The 15,851-nt window shown below is 65.0% G+C and carries 15 protein-coding genes and 1 pseudogene; 9 read left to right on the plus strand and 7 right to left on the minus strand.

The window, feature by feature from the left end:
• Positions 1-141: 141 nt before the first annotated feature.
• From DNK52_RS04560 to DNK52_RS04570, 3 genes are all read right to left on the minus strand, one after another.
• Positions 142-435, minus strand: coding sequence for a DUF2516 family protein (locus DNK52_RS04560; RefSeq protein WP_162598602.1), 294 nt, complete (start codon positions 433-435; stop codon positions 142-144).
• A gap of 91 nt (positions 436-526) precedes the next feature.
• Positions 527-1,462: a hypothetical protein gene (locus tag DNK52_RS04565; protein WP_110239737.1), complete on the minus strand. Its 936-nt coding sequence runs from the start codon at positions 1,460-1,462 to the stop codon at positions 527-529.
• Between the two features lie 61 nt (positions 1,463-1,523).
• Positions 1,524-2,006, minus strand: coding sequence for a helix-turn-helix domain-containing protein (locus tag DNK52_RS04570; protein WP_239455381.1), 483 nt, complete (start codon positions 2,004-2,006; stop codon positions 1,524-1,526).
• Positions 2,007-2,176: 170 nt separating this feature from the next.
• Between DNK52_RS04570 and cysC the strand changes: the two genes are divergently transcribed.
• The 9 genes from cysC to DNK52_RS04615 all read left to right on the plus strand — a co-directional run bounded on the left by cysC (position 2,177) and on the right by DNK52_RS04615 (position 12,229).
• Complete coding sequence (cysC, locus tag DNK52_RS04575) at positions 2,177-4,075, plus strand: adenylyl-sulfate kinase (RefSeq protein ID WP_110239738.1); 1,899 nt, start codon at positions 2,177-2,179, stop codon at positions 4,073-4,075.
• A complete protein-coding gene (locus DNK52_RS04580) occupies positions 4,075-5,100 on the plus strand; it encodes a sulfite exporter TauE/SafE family protein (protein WP_110239739.1) in 1,026 nt (341 codons plus the stop codon). The genes cysC and DNK52_RS04580 overlap by 1 nt, the downstream gene beginning before the upstream one ends.
• An 86-nt stretch (positions 5,101-5,186) precedes the next feature.
• The gene (gene cysD, locus DNK52_RS04585) at positions 5,187-6,101 is read left to right on the plus strand and encodes a sulfate adenylyltransferase subunit CysD (protein ID WP_110239740.1); all 915 of its coding nucleotides are present in this window, start codon (positions 5,187-5,189) and stop codon (positions 6,099-6,101) included.
• Complete coding sequence (gene cysN, locus DNK52_RS04590) at positions 6,101-7,387, plus strand: sulfate adenylyltransferase subunit CysN (RefSeq protein WP_110239741.1); 1,287 nt, start codon at positions 6,101-6,103, stop codon at positions 7,385-7,387. Before cysD ends, cysN begins: the two co-directional genes overlap by 1 nt.
• Positions 7,388-7,602: 215 nt before the next feature.
• Entirely contained in the window at positions 7,603-8,199 is a 597-nt protein-coding gene (locus tag DNK52_RS04595; RefSeq protein ID WP_110239742.1) for an acyltransferase, read from the plus strand.
• 4 nt (positions 8,200-8,203) lie between these two features.
• The gene (locus DNK52_RS04600) at positions 8,204-9,292 is read left to right on the plus strand and encodes a DegT/DnrJ/EryC1/StrS family aminotransferase (RefSeq protein ID WP_110239743.1); all 1,089 of its coding nucleotides are present in this window, start codon (positions 8,204-8,206) and stop codon (positions 9,290-9,292) included.
• A complete protein-coding gene (locus DNK52_RS04605; RefSeq protein WP_110239744.1) occupies positions 9,292-10,290 on the plus strand; it encodes a Gfo/Idh/MocA family protein in 999 nt (332 codons plus the stop codon). Before DNK52_RS04600 ends, DNK52_RS04605 begins: the two co-directional genes overlap by 1 nt.
• Positions 10,291-10,292: 2 nt before the next feature.
• On the plus strand, positions 10,293-11,579 hold the full coding sequence (locus DNK52_RS04610; protein WP_110239745.1) for a nucleotide sugar dehydrogenase: 1,287 nt from the start codon (positions 10,293-10,295) through the stop codon (positions 11,577-11,579).
• A complete protein-coding gene (locus DNK52_RS04615; protein ID WP_110239746.1) occupies positions 11,579-12,229 on the plus strand; it encodes a PIG-L deacetylase family protein in 651 nt (216 codons plus the stop codon). Before DNK52_RS04610 ends, DNK52_RS04615 begins: the two co-directional genes overlap by 1 nt.
• 497 nt (positions 12,230-12,726) lie before the next feature.
• On the opposite strand, the gene DNK52_RS16255 is transcribed toward DNK52_RS04615, so the two are convergent.
• The 4 genes and pseudogenes from DNK52_RS16255 to istA all read right to left on the minus strand — a co-directional run bounded on the left by DNK52_RS16255 (position 12,727) and on the right by istA (position 15,808).
• Entirely contained in the window at positions 12,727-13,005 is a 279-nt protein-coding gene (locus DNK52_RS16255; protein ID WP_239455382.1) for a hypothetical protein, read from the minus strand.
• A 369-nt stretch (positions 13,006-13,374) separates the two neighbouring features.
• Positions 13,375-13,713: pseudogene (locus DNK52_RS04625) on the minus strand (integrase core domain-containing protein); the annotation flags it as partial.
• The gene (gene istB, locus DNK52_RS04630) at positions 13,698-14,486 is read right to left on the minus strand and encodes an IS21-like element helper ATPase IstB (protein ID WP_110239748.1); all 789 of its coding nucleotides are present in this window, start codon (positions 14,484-14,486) and stop codon (positions 13,698-13,700) included. The gene istB and the pseudogene DNK52_RS04625, both read right to left, overlap by 16 nt.
• Complete coding sequence (istA, locus tag DNK52_RS04635) at positions 14,483-15,808, minus strand: IS21 family transposase (protein WP_110239749.1); 1,326 nt, start codon at positions 15,806-15,808, stop codon at positions 14,483-14,485. Before istA ends, istB begins: the two co-directional genes overlap by 4 nt.
• Positions 15,809-15,851 lie beyond the last annotated feature (43 nt).

Genomic DNA, 15,851 nt, shown 5'->3' on the forward strand with positions numbered 1-15,851 from the left:
CAGTGATTCATCTCCCAAGTTGCGACTGTCGAACCCTCGGACGGTGCGCGACACAGCCGCGCCCGCACGTCAGGCGTTTACCGCAGGCAGTCTCTCACGCATCGCCTGCTGTGCCCGCAAGCCGTTCCAGAAGTGAAACCCTCAACGACCGGTGCGGCCGGTGACCTGCTGCAGCGCGGGGCGCACGTCGGCCAGGTAGACGAAGGCGACGACGAGGAAGACGATGTTGATCAGGCCGAGCGGATTCATCGAGATGAGCTGCGCGACCAGACCCAGGGCAAGGAAGGCACACCACGTCACCTTGGTGAGCTTGGAGGCTGCGGTGTAGGCCTCGGCCTGGAAGCCGATCGCGGTGACGAGGGCGAAGCCCTTGACGCCGAGCGCGATGAAGAACGCGACGTAGAGGACCAGGCCCTGGAGATCGAAGACGTTCACGGGGCAAGCGTAGGCGACACAGCACAGGAGCCCGGTGACATGTGGTCACCGGGCTCCCGTGGAGGTGTTGCGTGGCGCGTACGCCGAAGGGTCAGGCCTTCGTCGTGGTTGTGGTCGTGGTCTTGACCTCGGCGGCCTGGGCGGGCGCCTTGGCCGCAGCCTTGGGAGCCAGACCGGCCTCGGCCGGACCCGTGGTGGCGGCCTTGGCCGACGGCGCCTTGGCCACGGGGGCCTTCTTGGCCGGAGCCTTCTTGGCGGCAGGCTTCGCGGCCGGCTTCGGCAGCTTCGCGCCGGCGGTGGTCGTCGCCGTCTTGGCGGGGGCCGGCTTGGCGGCGGGCTTGGCCGGGGCCTTCTTCGCGGCCGGCTTCGCAGCGGGCTTCGCCTTGACAGAGTTGGTCGGCTTGCCGGGGGCAGCCTTGGCGGGAGCCTTCTTCACCGACTCCTTGACCGACGAGGCACCCTCGGTGGCCGCGGCGCTGCGCTTCTGGGTCGCGGCGCGGGACTTGACCTGGGCGGCACCCTTCTCGATCGTGGCGGCCTGCTGCTTGCGAAGACGGGTGACGACCAGCTCGCCACGCTCGGCGAGAGCGGCGTACTGCTCGGTGACGAAGTCGACGCTGTCGTCGAGGATCTCCTGCACCTTGCCCGGGTAGGTCTTGACCTCGCCCTGGAGCTCGGCCACGCGGGACTCGATGGCCTCGCGGCGGGCCTTGGCGTCCTTGGTGAGCGCCTCGACGCGACTGCTGACCACGCCGGTGGCCTGGGTGCGCAGCGTCTGCGGGTCGAGGTCGATCGACTTCACGTTGCTCTGGACGTCGGCGACGCGGGTCTCGATGTCCTTCTGGACACCGGTGATGCGAGCGGTGGCCTTGCTGGCGACGTCGGAGACGACGTCGCGCACGGTGGCGACGGCGAGGGCGTTGGCGCCGACGCCTGCGTAGAAGACGCGGCTGGCTTCGGCGGTGACGGTCTTGACGTCGAGCTTCTCGGTGACAGCCTTGACGTCGAGCTTGGTGATGGTGGCCATGGTGGTTCCTCCTGTGTGGATGTCGACCTGCCCCTCCAGCGGGTCGTACGTGTGGGTGGCTTCAGTCGCCTTTGCGCGCGGTGTCGACGTGCCTGTTCACGGCGATGAAGGACGCGTGGATCTCGAGCAGCGTCTGACGCTGGCTCGGGTTGAGTCGGGTGTCGGAGAGCACTGCTGCCTCGACGCTGGTGGACGAGATCGCGGCGCTGTCGGGGCTCATCAGTCCGGCGTGCACGTAGAGCTGTTCGGCAGAGATCCGCAGCGCCTTCGCGAGCTGGTTGAGCACCTCGGCCGAGGGCTTGCGCAGTCCGCGTTCGATCTGGCTCAGGTAAGGGTTGGAGACGCCGGCCAGGTCGGCCAGCTGTCGCAGCGAGAGCCGGGAGGCAAGGCGCTGTTCCTTGAGGATCTCTCCCACCTTGCCGACCCCTGCTCCCACGCCAGCGCCCACCTGGGCACTGACCTGGGCTCCCGCAGCAGCGGTCTTGCCGAGGACGGACATCTTCTCCGCCTTCTCGACTGCTGCGTCAGGGTCCCGTGTGCTCACCCCTCCATTGTGCTAACAATTGTTAGCAGTTTGCAAGCAGGCGCGACCGTGAGACGAGTCACCCGCAGCGTTTGCCGCATTTGCGGTACGACCGGACGCTGGTCGAGACGAGCGGTCCATTCAATACGCGTTCGTCCAGCAGATTGGTGGACCTTTGGCATGATGGGCCGGTGTCCGCCCCCGTTCCCCAGTTCTGCCCCACGCCGCGCGAGCTGGATGATCTCGAACTGCTGCTGAGCGGCGCCCTGGCGCCCCGCCGCCGTTTCGACGACCCGGCGGCCTTCGACGCTCTCGTCACTCTCGACCTCCCCGAGCACCTGGTCGGGCAGACCGTCGAGCTGGTCGACCCCGAGGGCCTGCCGTTGGCCCGACTCGAGCCGTCGGGTGACCTCACGCCGCTCTCCCACCCCGAGCACGGCCCCTTCCGCCGCTTGCACCTGACGCCGGCCGAGGCGCGAGCTGCGTACGCGGGTCGTAACTGGATCCCGGTCACCGCACCGCTCACCACGCTCGAGCTGAGCCGTCTCAACCGTCGCGGTCCGCTGGTGCTGCTCGCCCTCGTGGGCACGGGCACCGGCTCACTCCCCCGCGTCGACCTGCTGCGCGCAACCCTGGCGGCGACCGAGTCGCTGAGCGACGCCGTTGTCGTCGCGGTGCCGCTGGCCGCGCACGGCGACGAGCGCGCCGACGCCCGACTCCAGGAGCGGGTGGTGGCGGCGTACGCCGCTGGAGACCCGGTCTGGCCGCTGGCGGCGCGCGACTCCGAGCCTGACTTGGGCGACTACCCGGCCGCCGTCGCCGCGGTCCTCTCCCGCGCGCGCAAGGGCCCGGCCGAGCGCGGCCTGGTCCTCTTCTTCACTGGTCTCTCCGGCAGTGGCAAGTCGACTCTGGCCCGGGCGCTGATCGACCGGGTCCTGGAGTCCGGTGAACGCAGCGTCACCAGCCTGGACGGCGACGTCGTACGCCGCACCCTCTCGTCGGGGCTCTCCTTCAGCAAGGAGGACCGGGAGACCAACATCCGGCGCATCGGCTGGGTGGCCGCCGAGGTCGCCCGCCACGGCGGTCTGGCGGTGGTGAGCCCGATCGCCCCCTTTGCGCAGACCCGCGACGAGGTGCGCGCGATGGTCGAGGCCGCCGGCGGCACGTTCTTCCTGGTCCACGTCGCGACGCCGGTCGAGGAGTGTGAGCGCCGCGACCGCAAGGGGCTGTACGCGAAGGCCCGTCGCGGCGAGATCCCGGAGTTCACCGGGATCTCCTCTCCCTACGAGGAGCCCGAGGACGCCGATGTGCGCGTCGACACCACCGGCCGCAGCGTGGAGGCCGCCCTCGACGACGTCCTCGATGCACTGTCGGCGGCCGGTGTGCTCGACGTACGCCACTCGTCCCCCACCTTGACCGCACCCGACACCGTCGCCCCCGCGAGCGTCCCCGCGCCCACGCACGCCTCGACGAGTGCGCCGCTGATCGTCCCGCCTGTCTCGTCGGTCCAGTCGGTCCCGTCGGCCCCTGAGCCGGCCCCTGCGCACGCAGCTCATTCACTCCCCCACGAAACCCTCAGCGTGCTCTTCGTCTGCACCGCCAACGTGTGCCGTTCTGCCTTCATGGAGCTGCTCACGATCTCGATGGTGGGCAACGCCCTCGACGTGGCCTCGACCGGCACGGAGGCGGTGAAGGGAAAGAAGATGGACCCCGTCATCGAGGCGCTCCTGCCCGAGGGGGTCTCCGGCGAGCGGCACCGCAGCTATCCGACGAGCGCGGAGTTGTTGGCCGCGGCCGACCTGGTGCTGACCGCGGAGCAGAGCCACGTCACCGACCTGGTCTCGCTGTATCCCGGGGAGTTCCGCAAGATCTTCACCCTGGGTCAATTCGCGGAGACCGCGGCGTCGACCCACCTCACCGGGCGGGCGCTGATCGAGCACGCGGGCCACTTCCGCGCTCGCAGCACGGCCGACAACGACATCAAGGACCCCTACCGCCGGGGCCCTGAGCCGACCGCGGCCGCCGCGAAGAAGATCACCGCGATGCTCGAGGTGGCGCTGCCCTCCCTGGTGGGAGCCGTGCGGCGCTGATGGACGCACTGACGCTCCTCGACTGGGCCACCTGGTCCTTCTTCTCGGTGATGATCGCCGGCTTCGTGGTCGGCATCGTCGTCGGTCTCACCGGCATGGGCGGCGGCGCCCTGATGACGCCGGCGCTGATCTTCCTGGGGGTGGGTGACACCGCGACCGTGGTGACGGCCGACCTCACGGCTGCGGCGGTCTACAAGACCAGCGGCGCGATCGTGCACAAGCGCGAGGGCTCGCCCAACATGGCGTTGGCCAAGTGGTTGATCCTCGGGTCGGTGCCCACCGCCCTGCTCGGGCCCTACCTGGTCTCGTGGTTCACCGACTCACCCGAACAACTCGACCGGGTGCTGAAGCTGAGCATCGGTTTCGCCCTTCTGCTCGCCGCCGCCACCTACGCCGCCCGGCTCTACGTCAACCTCCTGCGGGTGCGCAAGGGCACCCAGGTCGAGGATGACGACCCCGCCATCAAGCCGCTGCCGACCTTCCTCGTCGGCGTCGCCGGCGGGCTCCTGGTGGGCATCACCAGCGTCGGGTCGGGCTCGGTCATCATGATCTGCCTGCTGATGCTCTACCCGGGCCTGAGCGCGGTCCGTCTGGTCGGCACCGACCTGGTGCAGGCGGTCCCGCTGGTGCTGGCCGCGGCGATCGCCAACATCGCCATCCACGGCCTCGACCTGGGCATCACCATCCCGCTGATCCTCGGCTCGGTGCCGGGCACGATCCTGGGCTCCAAGCTCGCTCCGCGCATCCGCCAGTCGTTCATCCGTCGCGCCATCGTCGTGGTGCTGACCATGTCGGGGGTCGCGCTGCTCGACAAGGCCGGGTGGGCGCCGCTGGGCGCCGGACCCGACGAGACCTACCCGATGCTGATCATCGGTGTCGGCCTGGCGGTGGTCGTGCTGCTCCCGCTGGCGTGGGGCCTGATCCGCCGCACGGTCGGGTTGCCGATGTTCGGTGCGCCCACGGTGGAGGAGCTCGACGTGCCGGAGGCGTCCGCGCGCAGGCGGCGCGTGAGGGAGCGTACGTAGCCGAGCGCCAAGACGTGTCAAGGACGCCCAACAGGCAGGGCTACGATGGCCGCTGCTGTCCCGATGAGAGGCCCCAGAGAATCACCATGACCCAGACCCACTCCGACTACCAGCTGAGCCAGCTGGACCAGCTCGAGGCGGAGTCGATCCACATCTTCCGTGAGGTCGCCGCCGAGTTCGAGAAGCCGGTCCTGATGTTTTCCGGCGGCAAGGACTCCATCGTCATGCTCCGCCTCGCGGAGAAGGCGTTCCACCCGGCGAAGATCCCCTTCCCGATCCTGCAGATCGACAACGGCCTGGACTTCCCCGAGGTCGCCGTGACCCGCGATCGTTGGGTCGACCGTCTGGGCGTCAAGCTCGTGGTCGCCTCCATCGACGACGCGATCGCCCGCGGCATCGTGACCGACGACGGCAAGACCTCGCGCAACCGGCTGCAGACCCCGACGCTGCTCAACGCGATCGAAGAGAACGGCTTCACTGCCGCCTTCGGTGGCGGTCGCCGCGACGAGGAGAAGGCCCGCGCCAAGGAGCGCGTCTACTCCCACCGTGACGAGTTCGGCCAGTGGGACCCGAAGATGCAGCGTCCCGAGTTGTGGAGCCTCTACAACGGCCGTCTGCACGCCGGTGAGCACATGCGCATCTTCCCGATCTCCAACTGGACCGAGCTGGACATCTGGGACTACATCCGCCGCGAGGAGATCGAGATCCCCCAGATCTACTTCGCCCACCAGCGTCGCGTCTTCGAGCGCGACGGCATGCTGATGACCGAGACTCCGCTCAACCCGCTGCGCAACGGCGAGACCGTCTCCGAGCGCACCGTCCGATTCCGTACGTGCGGCGACATGACCCTGACCGGGTGCGTGGAGTCCGAGGCCAGCACGCTGGACGCGATCATCGAGGAGATCTCGGTGGCCCGTCTGACCGAACGCGGCGCGACCCGTGGCGACGACCGCTTCTCCGAGGCAGCCATGGAAGACCGCAAGAAGGAAGGCTACTTCTGATGGCCACCCCAGAGATCACGACTGAGAAGCCGCGGATGGACCTGCTGCGTTTCGCCACCGCCGGCTCCGTGGACGACGGCAAGTCGACCCTGATCGGTCGGCTTCTGTACGACTCCAAGTCGATCTTCGCCGACCAGCTCGAGGCCGTCGAGAAGACGTCCTCGGACCGTGGCGACGACTATGTCGACTTGTCGCTCCTGACCGACGGTCTGCGCTCGGAGCGCGAGCAGGGCATCACCATCGACGTGGCCTACCGCTACTTCGCGACCCCGCAGCGCAAGTTCATCATCGCGGACACCCCCGGCCACATCCAGTACACCCGCAACATGGTGACCGGTGCGTCGACCGCCGACCTGGGTCTGGTGCTGGTCGATGCCCGCAACGGCCTGACCGAGCAGTCGCGTCGCCACGCAGTGCTCCTGAGCCTGCTGCGGGTGCCCCACCTGGTGCTGGCGATCAACAAAATGGACCTGGTCGGCTGGGACGAGGAGATCTACAACAAGATCCACGCCGAGTTCACCCAGTTTGCGACCAAGCTCAACATCCCCGACCTCGAGGTCATCCCGATCTCGGCGCTCCAGGGCGACAACGTGGTCAACCGCTCGCAGAACACGCCTTGGTACCAGGGCCCCACCCTGATGCACCACCTGGAGCACGTGCACGTGGCCAGCGACCGCGACCTGGTCGACGTCCGCTTCCCGGTGCAGTACGTGATCCGTCCCAAGTCGGACGACTTCCACGACTACCGCGGTTATGCCGGCATGGTGGCCAGCGGCGTGATGAAGAAGGGCGACGAGGTCATCGTGCTGCCCAGCGGCATGACCTCGAAGATTGCCGCCATCGACACCTTCGAGGGCGAGGTCCGTCAGGCCTTCCCGCCGATGTCGGTCACGGTGCGTCTCGAGGACGACGTCGACGTGAGCCGCGGCGACATGATCGCCCGCGTCAACAACGCCCCGAAGCCGAGCCAGGACATCGACGCGATGGTCTGCTGGATGACCAACGAGCCGCTGCGCCAAGGCCAGAAGCTCGCCATCAAGCACACCACCCGCACCGCTCGCGCCCTGGTCAAGGACATCCAGTACAGGTTGGACATCAACTCCCTGCACCGGGACCAGGACACCGGCGAGCTCGGGCTCAACGAGATCGGCCGCGTCAAGCTGCGTACGACGGTCCCACTGCTGGTGGACGAGTATGCGAAGAACCGGACCACCGGGTCGTTCATCCTGATTGATGAGGGGACCGGCGTGACGGTCGGCGCTGGGATGATCATCGGCGCGAGCTGATTCTGTACGTCGTCAACGCGGGTGTCGGGCTTCGGCCTGGCACCCGCGTTCTTCGTTCGTCACACAGCGACGGCCTGCGGACCTGACGTCATCACTCCCCTCGACACCGTCCAATTTTGCGGCGCCGAAACTGTGTGGGTCCGGCCGTCTGACACAATCTGTGGCGATCGGTCGCAGTTCTTGCTCCGCGGCGCACAGTTGGGGAAGGTTGGAAATTGTCTGTCCGCATTGTCGACAGCGCTGAAGTCCATGAGACCGCCACCGTCGGAGATGGCTCATCGGTCTGGCATCTCGCCCAGGTCCGCGAAGACGCTCGTCTCGGTGACAATTGCATCATCGGCCGGGGTGCCTACGTCGGCAGTGGCGTCACCTTGGGCGACAACTGCAAGGTGCAGAACTACGCGTTGCTGTACGAGCCGGCCACTCTCGAGGACGGTGTCTTCATTGGCCCGGCTGTGGTGTTGACCAACGACACTTATCCCCGGGCCATCAATCCGGACGGCACCATCAAGTCGGCCTCCGACTGGGACCCGACTGGAGTCGAGATCCGCACCGGCGCCGCGATCGGCGCGCGCTCGGTCTGCGTCGCCCCAGTGACGATCGGCGCCTGGGCTCTGGTCGCCGCGGGTTCCGTGGTGACCAAGGACGTCCCCGATCACGCTCTTGTTGCCGGTGTCCCCGCCCGTCAACTCGGATGGGTCGGCAAGACCGGCCACCGATTGAACGAAGAGTCGCCCAGTCGTTTCATTTGCCCTGACACCGGCGAGACCTACATCGAATCTGACGGTCGCCTGGCCGTTGAGAAAGGCTGAGACCGTGAACGAGTTCATTCCCCCTGCCAAGCCGATCATCGGCGACGAGGAGCGGGAGGCTGTTGACCGCGTCATGCGCAGCGGCATGATCGCTCAGGGTCCCGAGGTCGCAGCCTTCGAGCAGGAGTTCGCGCAACATTTCGGTCTGGATCGTGCCTGCGTCGCGGTCAACTCCGGCACTTCGGGACTGCACCTCGGACTGCTGTCGGCCGGTGTCAAGGCTGGGGACGAAGTGATCGTTCCTTCCTTCACTTTCGCCGCCACAGCGAACTCGGTCGCGCTGACCGGGGCCACGCCCGTCTTCGCTGACATCGACCCCGTGAGTTTCTGCCTCGACCCCCAGAGCGTGGAAGCATCGATCACCGAACGCACCGTCGCGATCATGCCTGTGCACCTGTACGGCCACCCCGCCGACATGAAGGCCCTTCAGGAGATCGCTGATCGCCATGGCCTGAAGATCTTCGAGGACGCCGCCCAAGCTCACGGCGCTTCGCTGGACGGCACGCCTGTAGGCGGGTTCGGTGACTTCGGCATGTTCTCGATGTACCCGACCAAGAACATGACCTCTGGTGAGGGCGGCATGGTCTCCGTCGTCAACGCGGAGATCGAGCGCAACATGCGCCTCTACCGCAACCAGGGCATGGAGCGTCAGTACGAGAACGAGGTCGTCGGCTTCAACAACCGCATGACCGACATCCACGCCGCGATCGGGCGCGTCCAACTGACTAAGGTGGGCGCCTGGACTGCCACGCGACAGTCGAACGCCGCTTTCCTGAGCGAGAGCCTCCAGGGCGTCCAGGTTCCCCACGTCGCGGATGGGGCAGTGCACGTCTACCACCAGTACACGGTGCGCGTACCTCAGGACCGGGACGGCCTCGCAGCCGCCCTGAAGTCCGAATTTAACATCGGCTCAGGCATGTTCTACCCGACCCCCAACCACCAACTGGCCCCCTTCCAGGTCGACGTCGAACTCCCGGAGACGGCCGCTGCCGCCCGTGAGTGCCTCTCTCTCCCCGTGCACCCGTCCGTGGACGAAGCTGGCCTCGAACGCATCGTGCACGCCGTCAACACTCTCGCGAAGGCTGGTTCCTGATGTCTGATCTGCGTGTAGGCCTCGTCGGCATTGGCATGATGGGCCGCAACCACGCCCGAGTGCTGCGTTCGATCGAGGGGCTCGACCTGGTTGCCGTGGCTGACCCCGCCGGCGACAAGCACGGCATGGCTGGCACCGCCACGGTCGTCGACACCGTTGCCGAGATGATCGCGATCGGCATCGACATGGCGGTCGTTGCCACTCCCACCGTCTACCACCTCGCCACCGGACTGGAGCTGGCCGCTGCCGGGGTGCATACCCTCATCGAGAAGCCGCTGGCCACCGACGGCCCCGAGTCCAAGCAACTCGTCGAGGCATTCGAGGCCGCCGGGCTCGTCAACGCCGTGGGTCACATCGAGCGTTGCAACCCGGCACTGGTCGCCCTCCGCGCTCGACTGGACAACGGCGATCTCGGAAGCATCTACCAGGTCGCCACCCGGCGTCAGGGTCCCTTCCCGAACCGCATAGCCGACGTCGGAGTGGTCAAGGACCTTGCCACCCACGACATCGACCTCACCGCCTGGGTGCTCCAGGACAAGTACAAGACCGTCTCGGCCCACACGGCCCACAAGAGCGGGCGGCCTCACGAGGACCTCATCTCCGTGACCGCCAAGACAGCTGGCGGCACCGTGGTCAGCCACCTGGTCAACTGGCTCTCGCCTCTCAAGGAACGCCTCACCATCGTCACCGGTGAGAAGGGCACGTTCGTGGCGGACACCCTCAACGCAGACCTCACGTTCCACGAGAACGGTCTCGTCGCCACTGAGTGGGACCAAATCTCCACCTTCCGCGGCGTGACCGAAGGCAACAGTACTCGCTTCGCCATCCCCAAGCCGGAGCCCCTGAAAGTGCAGCACGAGGCCTTCCGCGATGCGGTGCGCGGTACGCGACAGGACGTGGTCACGATGCGTGAAGGCATGCGCACCGTCATGGTCGCGGATGCCTGCATCTTGTCAGCTCGGGAAGAGCGCACCGTTTCAATCGAACAGGACATATGAACATGAAGATTGCAGTCATTGGTATGGGGAAGATCGGTCTCCCCCTCGCGGCCCAGTTCGCTGACAAGGGCCACCATGTCGTCGGGGTGGACGTGAACACCCAGACGGTCGACACGATCAACGCCGGAGAGGTCCCGTTCCCCGGCGAAGCCCACTTGGATGAGTACTTGGCACGCCTGGTCCCCGCAGGCAATCTACGAGCGACCACGAACTACGCGGAGGGCATCCCCGACGCGGATGCCATCGTGATCGTCGTCCCTCTGTTCGTGGACGCTGACAGCAAGCCCGACTTCGGGTGGATGGACTCGGCCACTCGCGACCTCGCCGCCCATCTGACTCCGGGCACCCTGGTCAGTTACGAGACGACACTCCCCGTTGGCACCACCCGAACTCGATGGAAGCCGATGATCGAAGAGATCAGTGGCCTCGTCGAGGGGACGGACTTCCACCTTGTCTTCTCCCCCGAACGAGTGCTGACGGGTCGGGTGTTTGAGGACCTGCGCAAGTACCCCAAATTGGTCGGAGGGCTTTCTGAGTGCGGAGAAGATCGCGCACGAGAGTTTTATGAGTCTGTGCTCGACTTTGACCAACGATCCGACCTCACCCGACCCAATGGAGTGTGGGGCCTTGGCAGCGCGGAAGCGTCCGAGCTTGCCAAACTGGCTGAAACCACCTACCGCGACGTGAACATTGCCCTAGCGAACCAGTTCGCTATGTTCGCGGAAACAGCAGGAATCGACGTCCACCAAGTGATCGACGCATGCAACTCACAGCCGTTCAGCCACATACACAGGCCCGGCATCTCCGTGGGTGGGCATTGCATCCCTGTCTACCCGCGGCTATATCTGGCAAACGATCCAGACGCAACGGTGGTCAGCGCAGCGCGTAACGCCAATGCTTCAATGCCTGTACACGCTGTCAACCGTCTCGAGCGCGAGTACGGATCCATTGACGGGGCACATGTAGCCGTTCTGGGCGCCGCTTACCGCGGCCAAGTCAAGGAGACGGCCTTCTCGGGCGTCTTCGACCTCGTACGGAGTTTGCAAGATAGGGGAGCTGTAACGACAGTCCATGACCCGCTCTACACTGATGCGGAACTAGAATTCTTGGGCCTTCAACCACACACTCTTGGAACGCCCGTTGACGCCATAATTCTGCATACTGACCACGCGTCTTACGAAGACCTGCGTCCCAAAGACATTCCTGGGGCGAGGTTAATTCTTGACGGCCGTCGAGTCATCCAACAGGCGAACTTCACAATCCCCGTCCACGTAATAGGCGTCCCCTGATGATAGGCGCAAAACGAGTCCTCGCGATTGGGGCACATACAGATGACATCGAACTCGGATGTGGAGCAACCCTCAGCCGTCTCCATCGCGAAGGCGCAACAATCGCAACCGCTGCGTTTTCCCGCGCCGAGTTGAGTCGCCCACCCGGGACCCCTGAAGATGTGATGGAACTCGAGTATCGAGCTGCGATGAAAACTCTCGGTATCGATACAATAAACACCTATTGCTTTAACAAGCCCGTACGAAATTTTGGCAGTCATCGTCAAGAAATTCTCGACACACTGATAGATTTGCGACGCGAGTTTAATCCCGACCTGATCCTGACCATGAATAGTTGCGACACACATCAAGACCACGAAGTCGTGCATGCAGAATCCGTGCGAGCATTCCGCAATCGAAATATTCTTGGATACCAGACACCATGGAATTCAAGAAGACTAATTACCAATTTTTTTGTCGAAGTGGGCCGCGCGGACATTGAGAAGAAAATACTCATGCTTAAGAGCTACCGAACCCAACACGAACTGGAACGCCCCTACGTGCAGCGCGATTCTCTCGAGGCATCCGGAAAATTCTACGGCCTACAATCCGGCCTGGAGTTTGCAGAGGCCTTTGAAGTCATTTCTTTGGTTTCCCGGGAGTCGTCGTGAAGTCCGTCGACTTGTGGTCAATGTTTGGACTGTCCGGTGGCACTGATGCTCAGCTGGAGGGAATCTGCGATAGCAGTAACCCGCGCCCCGGCCACCTCGCCTTCATCAAGGTGGACAGCCCGTCGGCGCGATCTATTGTCGAGTCGTCGCCGTCGACTGTATTCCTTGTTCCGACAGCAGAAACATCTTGGCCCGAGAACTGCATTGCCGTAGAACGCCCGAGACTGGCCTTTGCCGTGGCGTCAAATGAAATTGTTCCCAGCAACATAGTTACTGGCATTGCCAGCACAGCAATAATTCACGCGGATGTTTCGATAGACCCCACGGCAAGCGTCGGACATTTCACTCAAATTGACGAAGCGGTTGAGATCGGGCCGCGAACAATTATTGGCTCCCACGTCCGAGTCCATTCTGGAGTCAAGATCGGGTCGGATTGCATCCTCTCTAACCACACATCAGTGGGCAATAGCGGCTTTGGATTCGAGGTGGCAAATGACTCAAAACCCATCCGCATTGCTCACGTAGGCGGCGTCGAAATCGGAGACCGTGTGGAAATCGGCAGCCACGTAGCGATTTGTCAAGGAACAGTGAACCCAACCACCATAGGGTCGGATGTCAAGATTGACGACGCTGTTTTCATAGCCCACAACGCTCACATAGGCAGAGGCGCCTTCATCATTGCGGGCGCGGTACTCTGTGGCAGCGCGCAAGTCGGAGAGAATGCTTGGATTGCACCACAGAGCGTCATCATGAATAAGGTCACGGTTCACGCGCATGCAACGGTCGGGCTCGGCGCGGTCGTAATTCGTGACGTCCCGCCCAATGTTCGGGTTGCGGGTAACCCAGCGCGGTCGATTCCGTAAAACCGCTGCCTACTTCACTCACATAGCGTCTAAGACAGGCGCATATTCAACCAAATCGTCCGCGCAACAAATGTGCACCCAGGATGCCCGTTCTTGTTGAAGTCGTGGATCAGATCCAGATCAAGTCCCAGTCGTGGTGTAGCGCTGCGTTTCCCGGCTCATTCCCAGATGAGTAGGCATCTCCGGGGTTGTCGGCGCGTCAGTGACCGGAGGGACTGCCCCCAGTCTGGTTGACACTCCGACCTGCCCCACGCCTTGGTCTCCACTCGTGGTGATGAGTCTTCAGGCGGAAACGGTGTCTGCGGGTGAGGCTAGCTCGAACTCGATCGGTGTCTTGTAGCCCAGCGCGGAGTGGCGTCGTTGGCGGTTGTAGAAGAGCTCGATGTCCTCAAAGATGGCGTTCGCCAGTTCGACCCGGGTCTTCCACTTGCGGCGGTTCAAGAGTTCGATCTGCATCGAGGACCAGAAGCTTTCCATCATGGCACTGTCCAGCGCGTCGCCGACAGTGCCGAACGATGGGAGCAGGCCTGCGCTGTCAACGCCGGTCCAAAACTGACCCCCTGCTGCCGACCGAAAACTGACCCCCTTCGAGCGGTTTGTTGGTGCTAGATGGTCTTGGTGCGTGTGGCTGGGGGCGGTCCGGTTTGGTGTCCGCGGGTGCGGTAGGACTCGCCGTCCAGCGCGATGACGTGGGCGTGGTGGACCAGGCGGTCGATGGTGGCTGCGGCGACTACGTCGTCGCCGAGGGTCTCGCCCCAGCGTGAGAACGCCAGGTTCGAGGTGACCACGACCGAGCCGGTCTCGTAGCGGCTGGCGATGAGTTGGAAGAACAGCGACGCGGCGGCGGTGTCGAAGGGCAGGTAGCCGACCTCGTCTATGACCAGCAGTCGGTATCGGTTGAGCTTGCGCAGTTCACGTTCCAACTGGCCCTTGTCGTGCGCAGCACCCAGTCGGGTGATCCATCCGGTCGCAGAGTTGAACGCGACTGGATAGGACGCTTCGGCGGCCTTGATCGCCAGCGCGATCGCTAGGTGTGTTTTCCCTGTCCCGGGCGGTCCGAGGAGGACGACGTTGTCGCGTTTGGCGATGAACGTGGTGGTGCTCATGTGCGCGAGGACGTCGCGGGTCGCGGCAGGGACGTGGTCGAAGGTGAAGTCCTCGATGGTCTTGATCGCGGGGAAGTGCGCGGCCGCGATCCTCATCCGGGTCCCGTTCGCGGTCCGTGAGGCGACCTGGCGGCCCAGCACCGCAGCCAGGTACTCCTCGTGTGACCAGCCCTCGGCGCGGGCCTGGTCGCCCAGGACAGCGAAGGTCTCGTTGATCACCGGGGTCTTGAGTTCACGGGCCAGGAACGCGACCTCACTGACCAGGTCCTTGCCGGGCGCCGAGGTCATCGCACTACCTCGAGTCGCGCACGCGCGGCCACGGCCGCTTCGTCGGTGACAGTGGGGGTCAGGTCGAACAGGGCGTCGTAGTCGCTCAACGCCCGCACACCAACGACCGCACCGACCCCACTTGACTGTCTGGTGGTGGGGCCACGCATGTCAGCAGTGCGCGCCTTGAACGCGGTCCGTAGCCCGGCAGCGGTGCTCACGTGGACTGGGTCGGTGATCGTCTGGTGGCTCGACCAGCACCGCTGATGGGCCCCCACCGGGGTGCCGGCACAGGTGATCGTGACGGTGTCCAGACCGGCGTGGACATCGACGAACCGGCCGATCACGCCTGGGTCGACCGAGTAGTCGTTCCCCGCGATGCGCACGTAATAGTCGCGGCCCAGCCGGACCCGGACGGTAGTGCCCACCGACGGCGCGATCGGTGGCAGCACCCCCATCGCTGCGACATCAGCAGCGACCCGGACCCCGGGCTGCTCCCCAGTGCGGCGCAACACCCGGGCGTTCGCGCGCGGTAACCAGCCCGTGAGCTGGGTGTTGTAGTCGCCCGGGGACTCGAACTCGCGCCCGGGCATGAAGGAAGTCTCCAAGAACCCGTTGGCCCGCTCCACGACCCCCTTGGCTTCGGGGTCACGGGCCGCGGTCTGATAGATCCGTGTCCCCAACGTGCCAGCGAACGACCTGGCACCCAACGTCAGACGGTGGTGCTGACCGATGCCAGCCTCGTTGTCCCACACCAAGATCTTCGGGACCCCACCCAACCCAGCAAGGAGCTGCCACATCCCAGCCACCAGATCGCCGGTCTTCCTGGTCGGCAGCAGCGTCGCCATGATGAACCCCGAAAACGCCGCGACCATGGTCAGCACCGGAAGGTCCGCCGTCGGCCTGCCACCGACCCAGCCCGCGGTCTTCGACGCCGCCGGAGCATCGACGGGGATGACCTTGCCGGGGAACCACAGGTCGCACTGCACGATCTCACCTGCAACGTAGGTCGTGCGGTCCGCAGGGTCGGTCGGGGCGTACAGCGGACGCAATTGCGCGGCCTTGGCCCGCAGCACCGACGACGAGTTCGTCCACCCGATCCGCTCGGCGATCACCGTGGCCGGCATCGAGGGGAACTGCGCCAACAACTCCCGGATCCGCGGCTCGTAGACATCGAGCATCGACCCGGCCGGGTCCCGCCCGTACTTCGGTGGCGTGTTCGAGGCCAACGCCGCACGGACCGTGTTCCTGGCCAGCCCCGTCTTCCGCACGATCGCCTTGATGCTCATCTGCTCCGACTTGTGCAGCCGTCGAATCTCAGCCCAGTCCTCAGTCATGATCACTCCCTCACAGTGCCGAGGGGGTCAAGGTTCGATCGGCACCAGA

Source organism: Nocardioides gilvus (assembly GCF_003194605.1).
GTDB classification, from domain to species: Bacteria; Actinomycetota; Actinomycetes; order Propionibacteriales; family Nocardioidaceae; genus Nocardioides; species Nocardioides gilvus.

Excerpts from the sequence above, each read along its gene's own strand:
- DNK52_RS16255 (WP_239455382.1), bottom strand. The coding sequence starts at position 13,005 with ATGCGCGTGAACCGTGACCTTATTCATGATGACGCTCTGTGGTGCAAT.
- DNK52_RS04565 (WP_110239737.1), bottom strand. The coding sequence starts at position 1,462 with ATGGCCACCATCACCAAGCTCGACGTCAAGGCTGTCACCGAGAAGCTC.
- cysN (WP_110239741.1), top strand. The coding sequence starts at position 6,101 with ATGGCCACCCCAGAGATCACGACTGAGAAGCCGCGGATGGACCTGCTG.
- DNK52_RS04615 (WP_110239746.1), top strand. The coding sequence starts at position 11,579 with ATGATAGGCGCAAAACGAGTCCTCGCGATTGGGGCACATACAGATGAC.
- istB (WP_110239748.1), bottom strand. The coding sequence starts at position 14,486 with ATGACCTCGGCGCCCGGCAAGGACCTGGTCAGTGAGGTCGCGTTCCTG.
- DNK52_RS04580 (WP_110239739.1), top strand. The coding sequence starts at position 4,075 with ATGGACGCACTGACGCTCCTCGACTGGGCCACCTGGTCCTTCTTCTCG.
- cysD (WP_110239740.1), top strand. The coding sequence starts at position 5,187 with ATGACCCAGACCCACTCCGACTACCAGCTGAGCCAGCTGGACCAGCTC.
- DNK52_RS04610 (WP_110239745.1), top strand. The coding sequence starts at position 10,293 with ATGAAGATTGCAGTCATTGGTATGGGGAAGATCGGTCTCCCCCTCGCG.
- DNK52_RS04605 (WP_110239744.1), top strand. The coding sequence starts at position 9,292 with ATGTCTGATCTGCGTGTAGGCCTCGTCGGCATTGGCATGATGGGCCGC.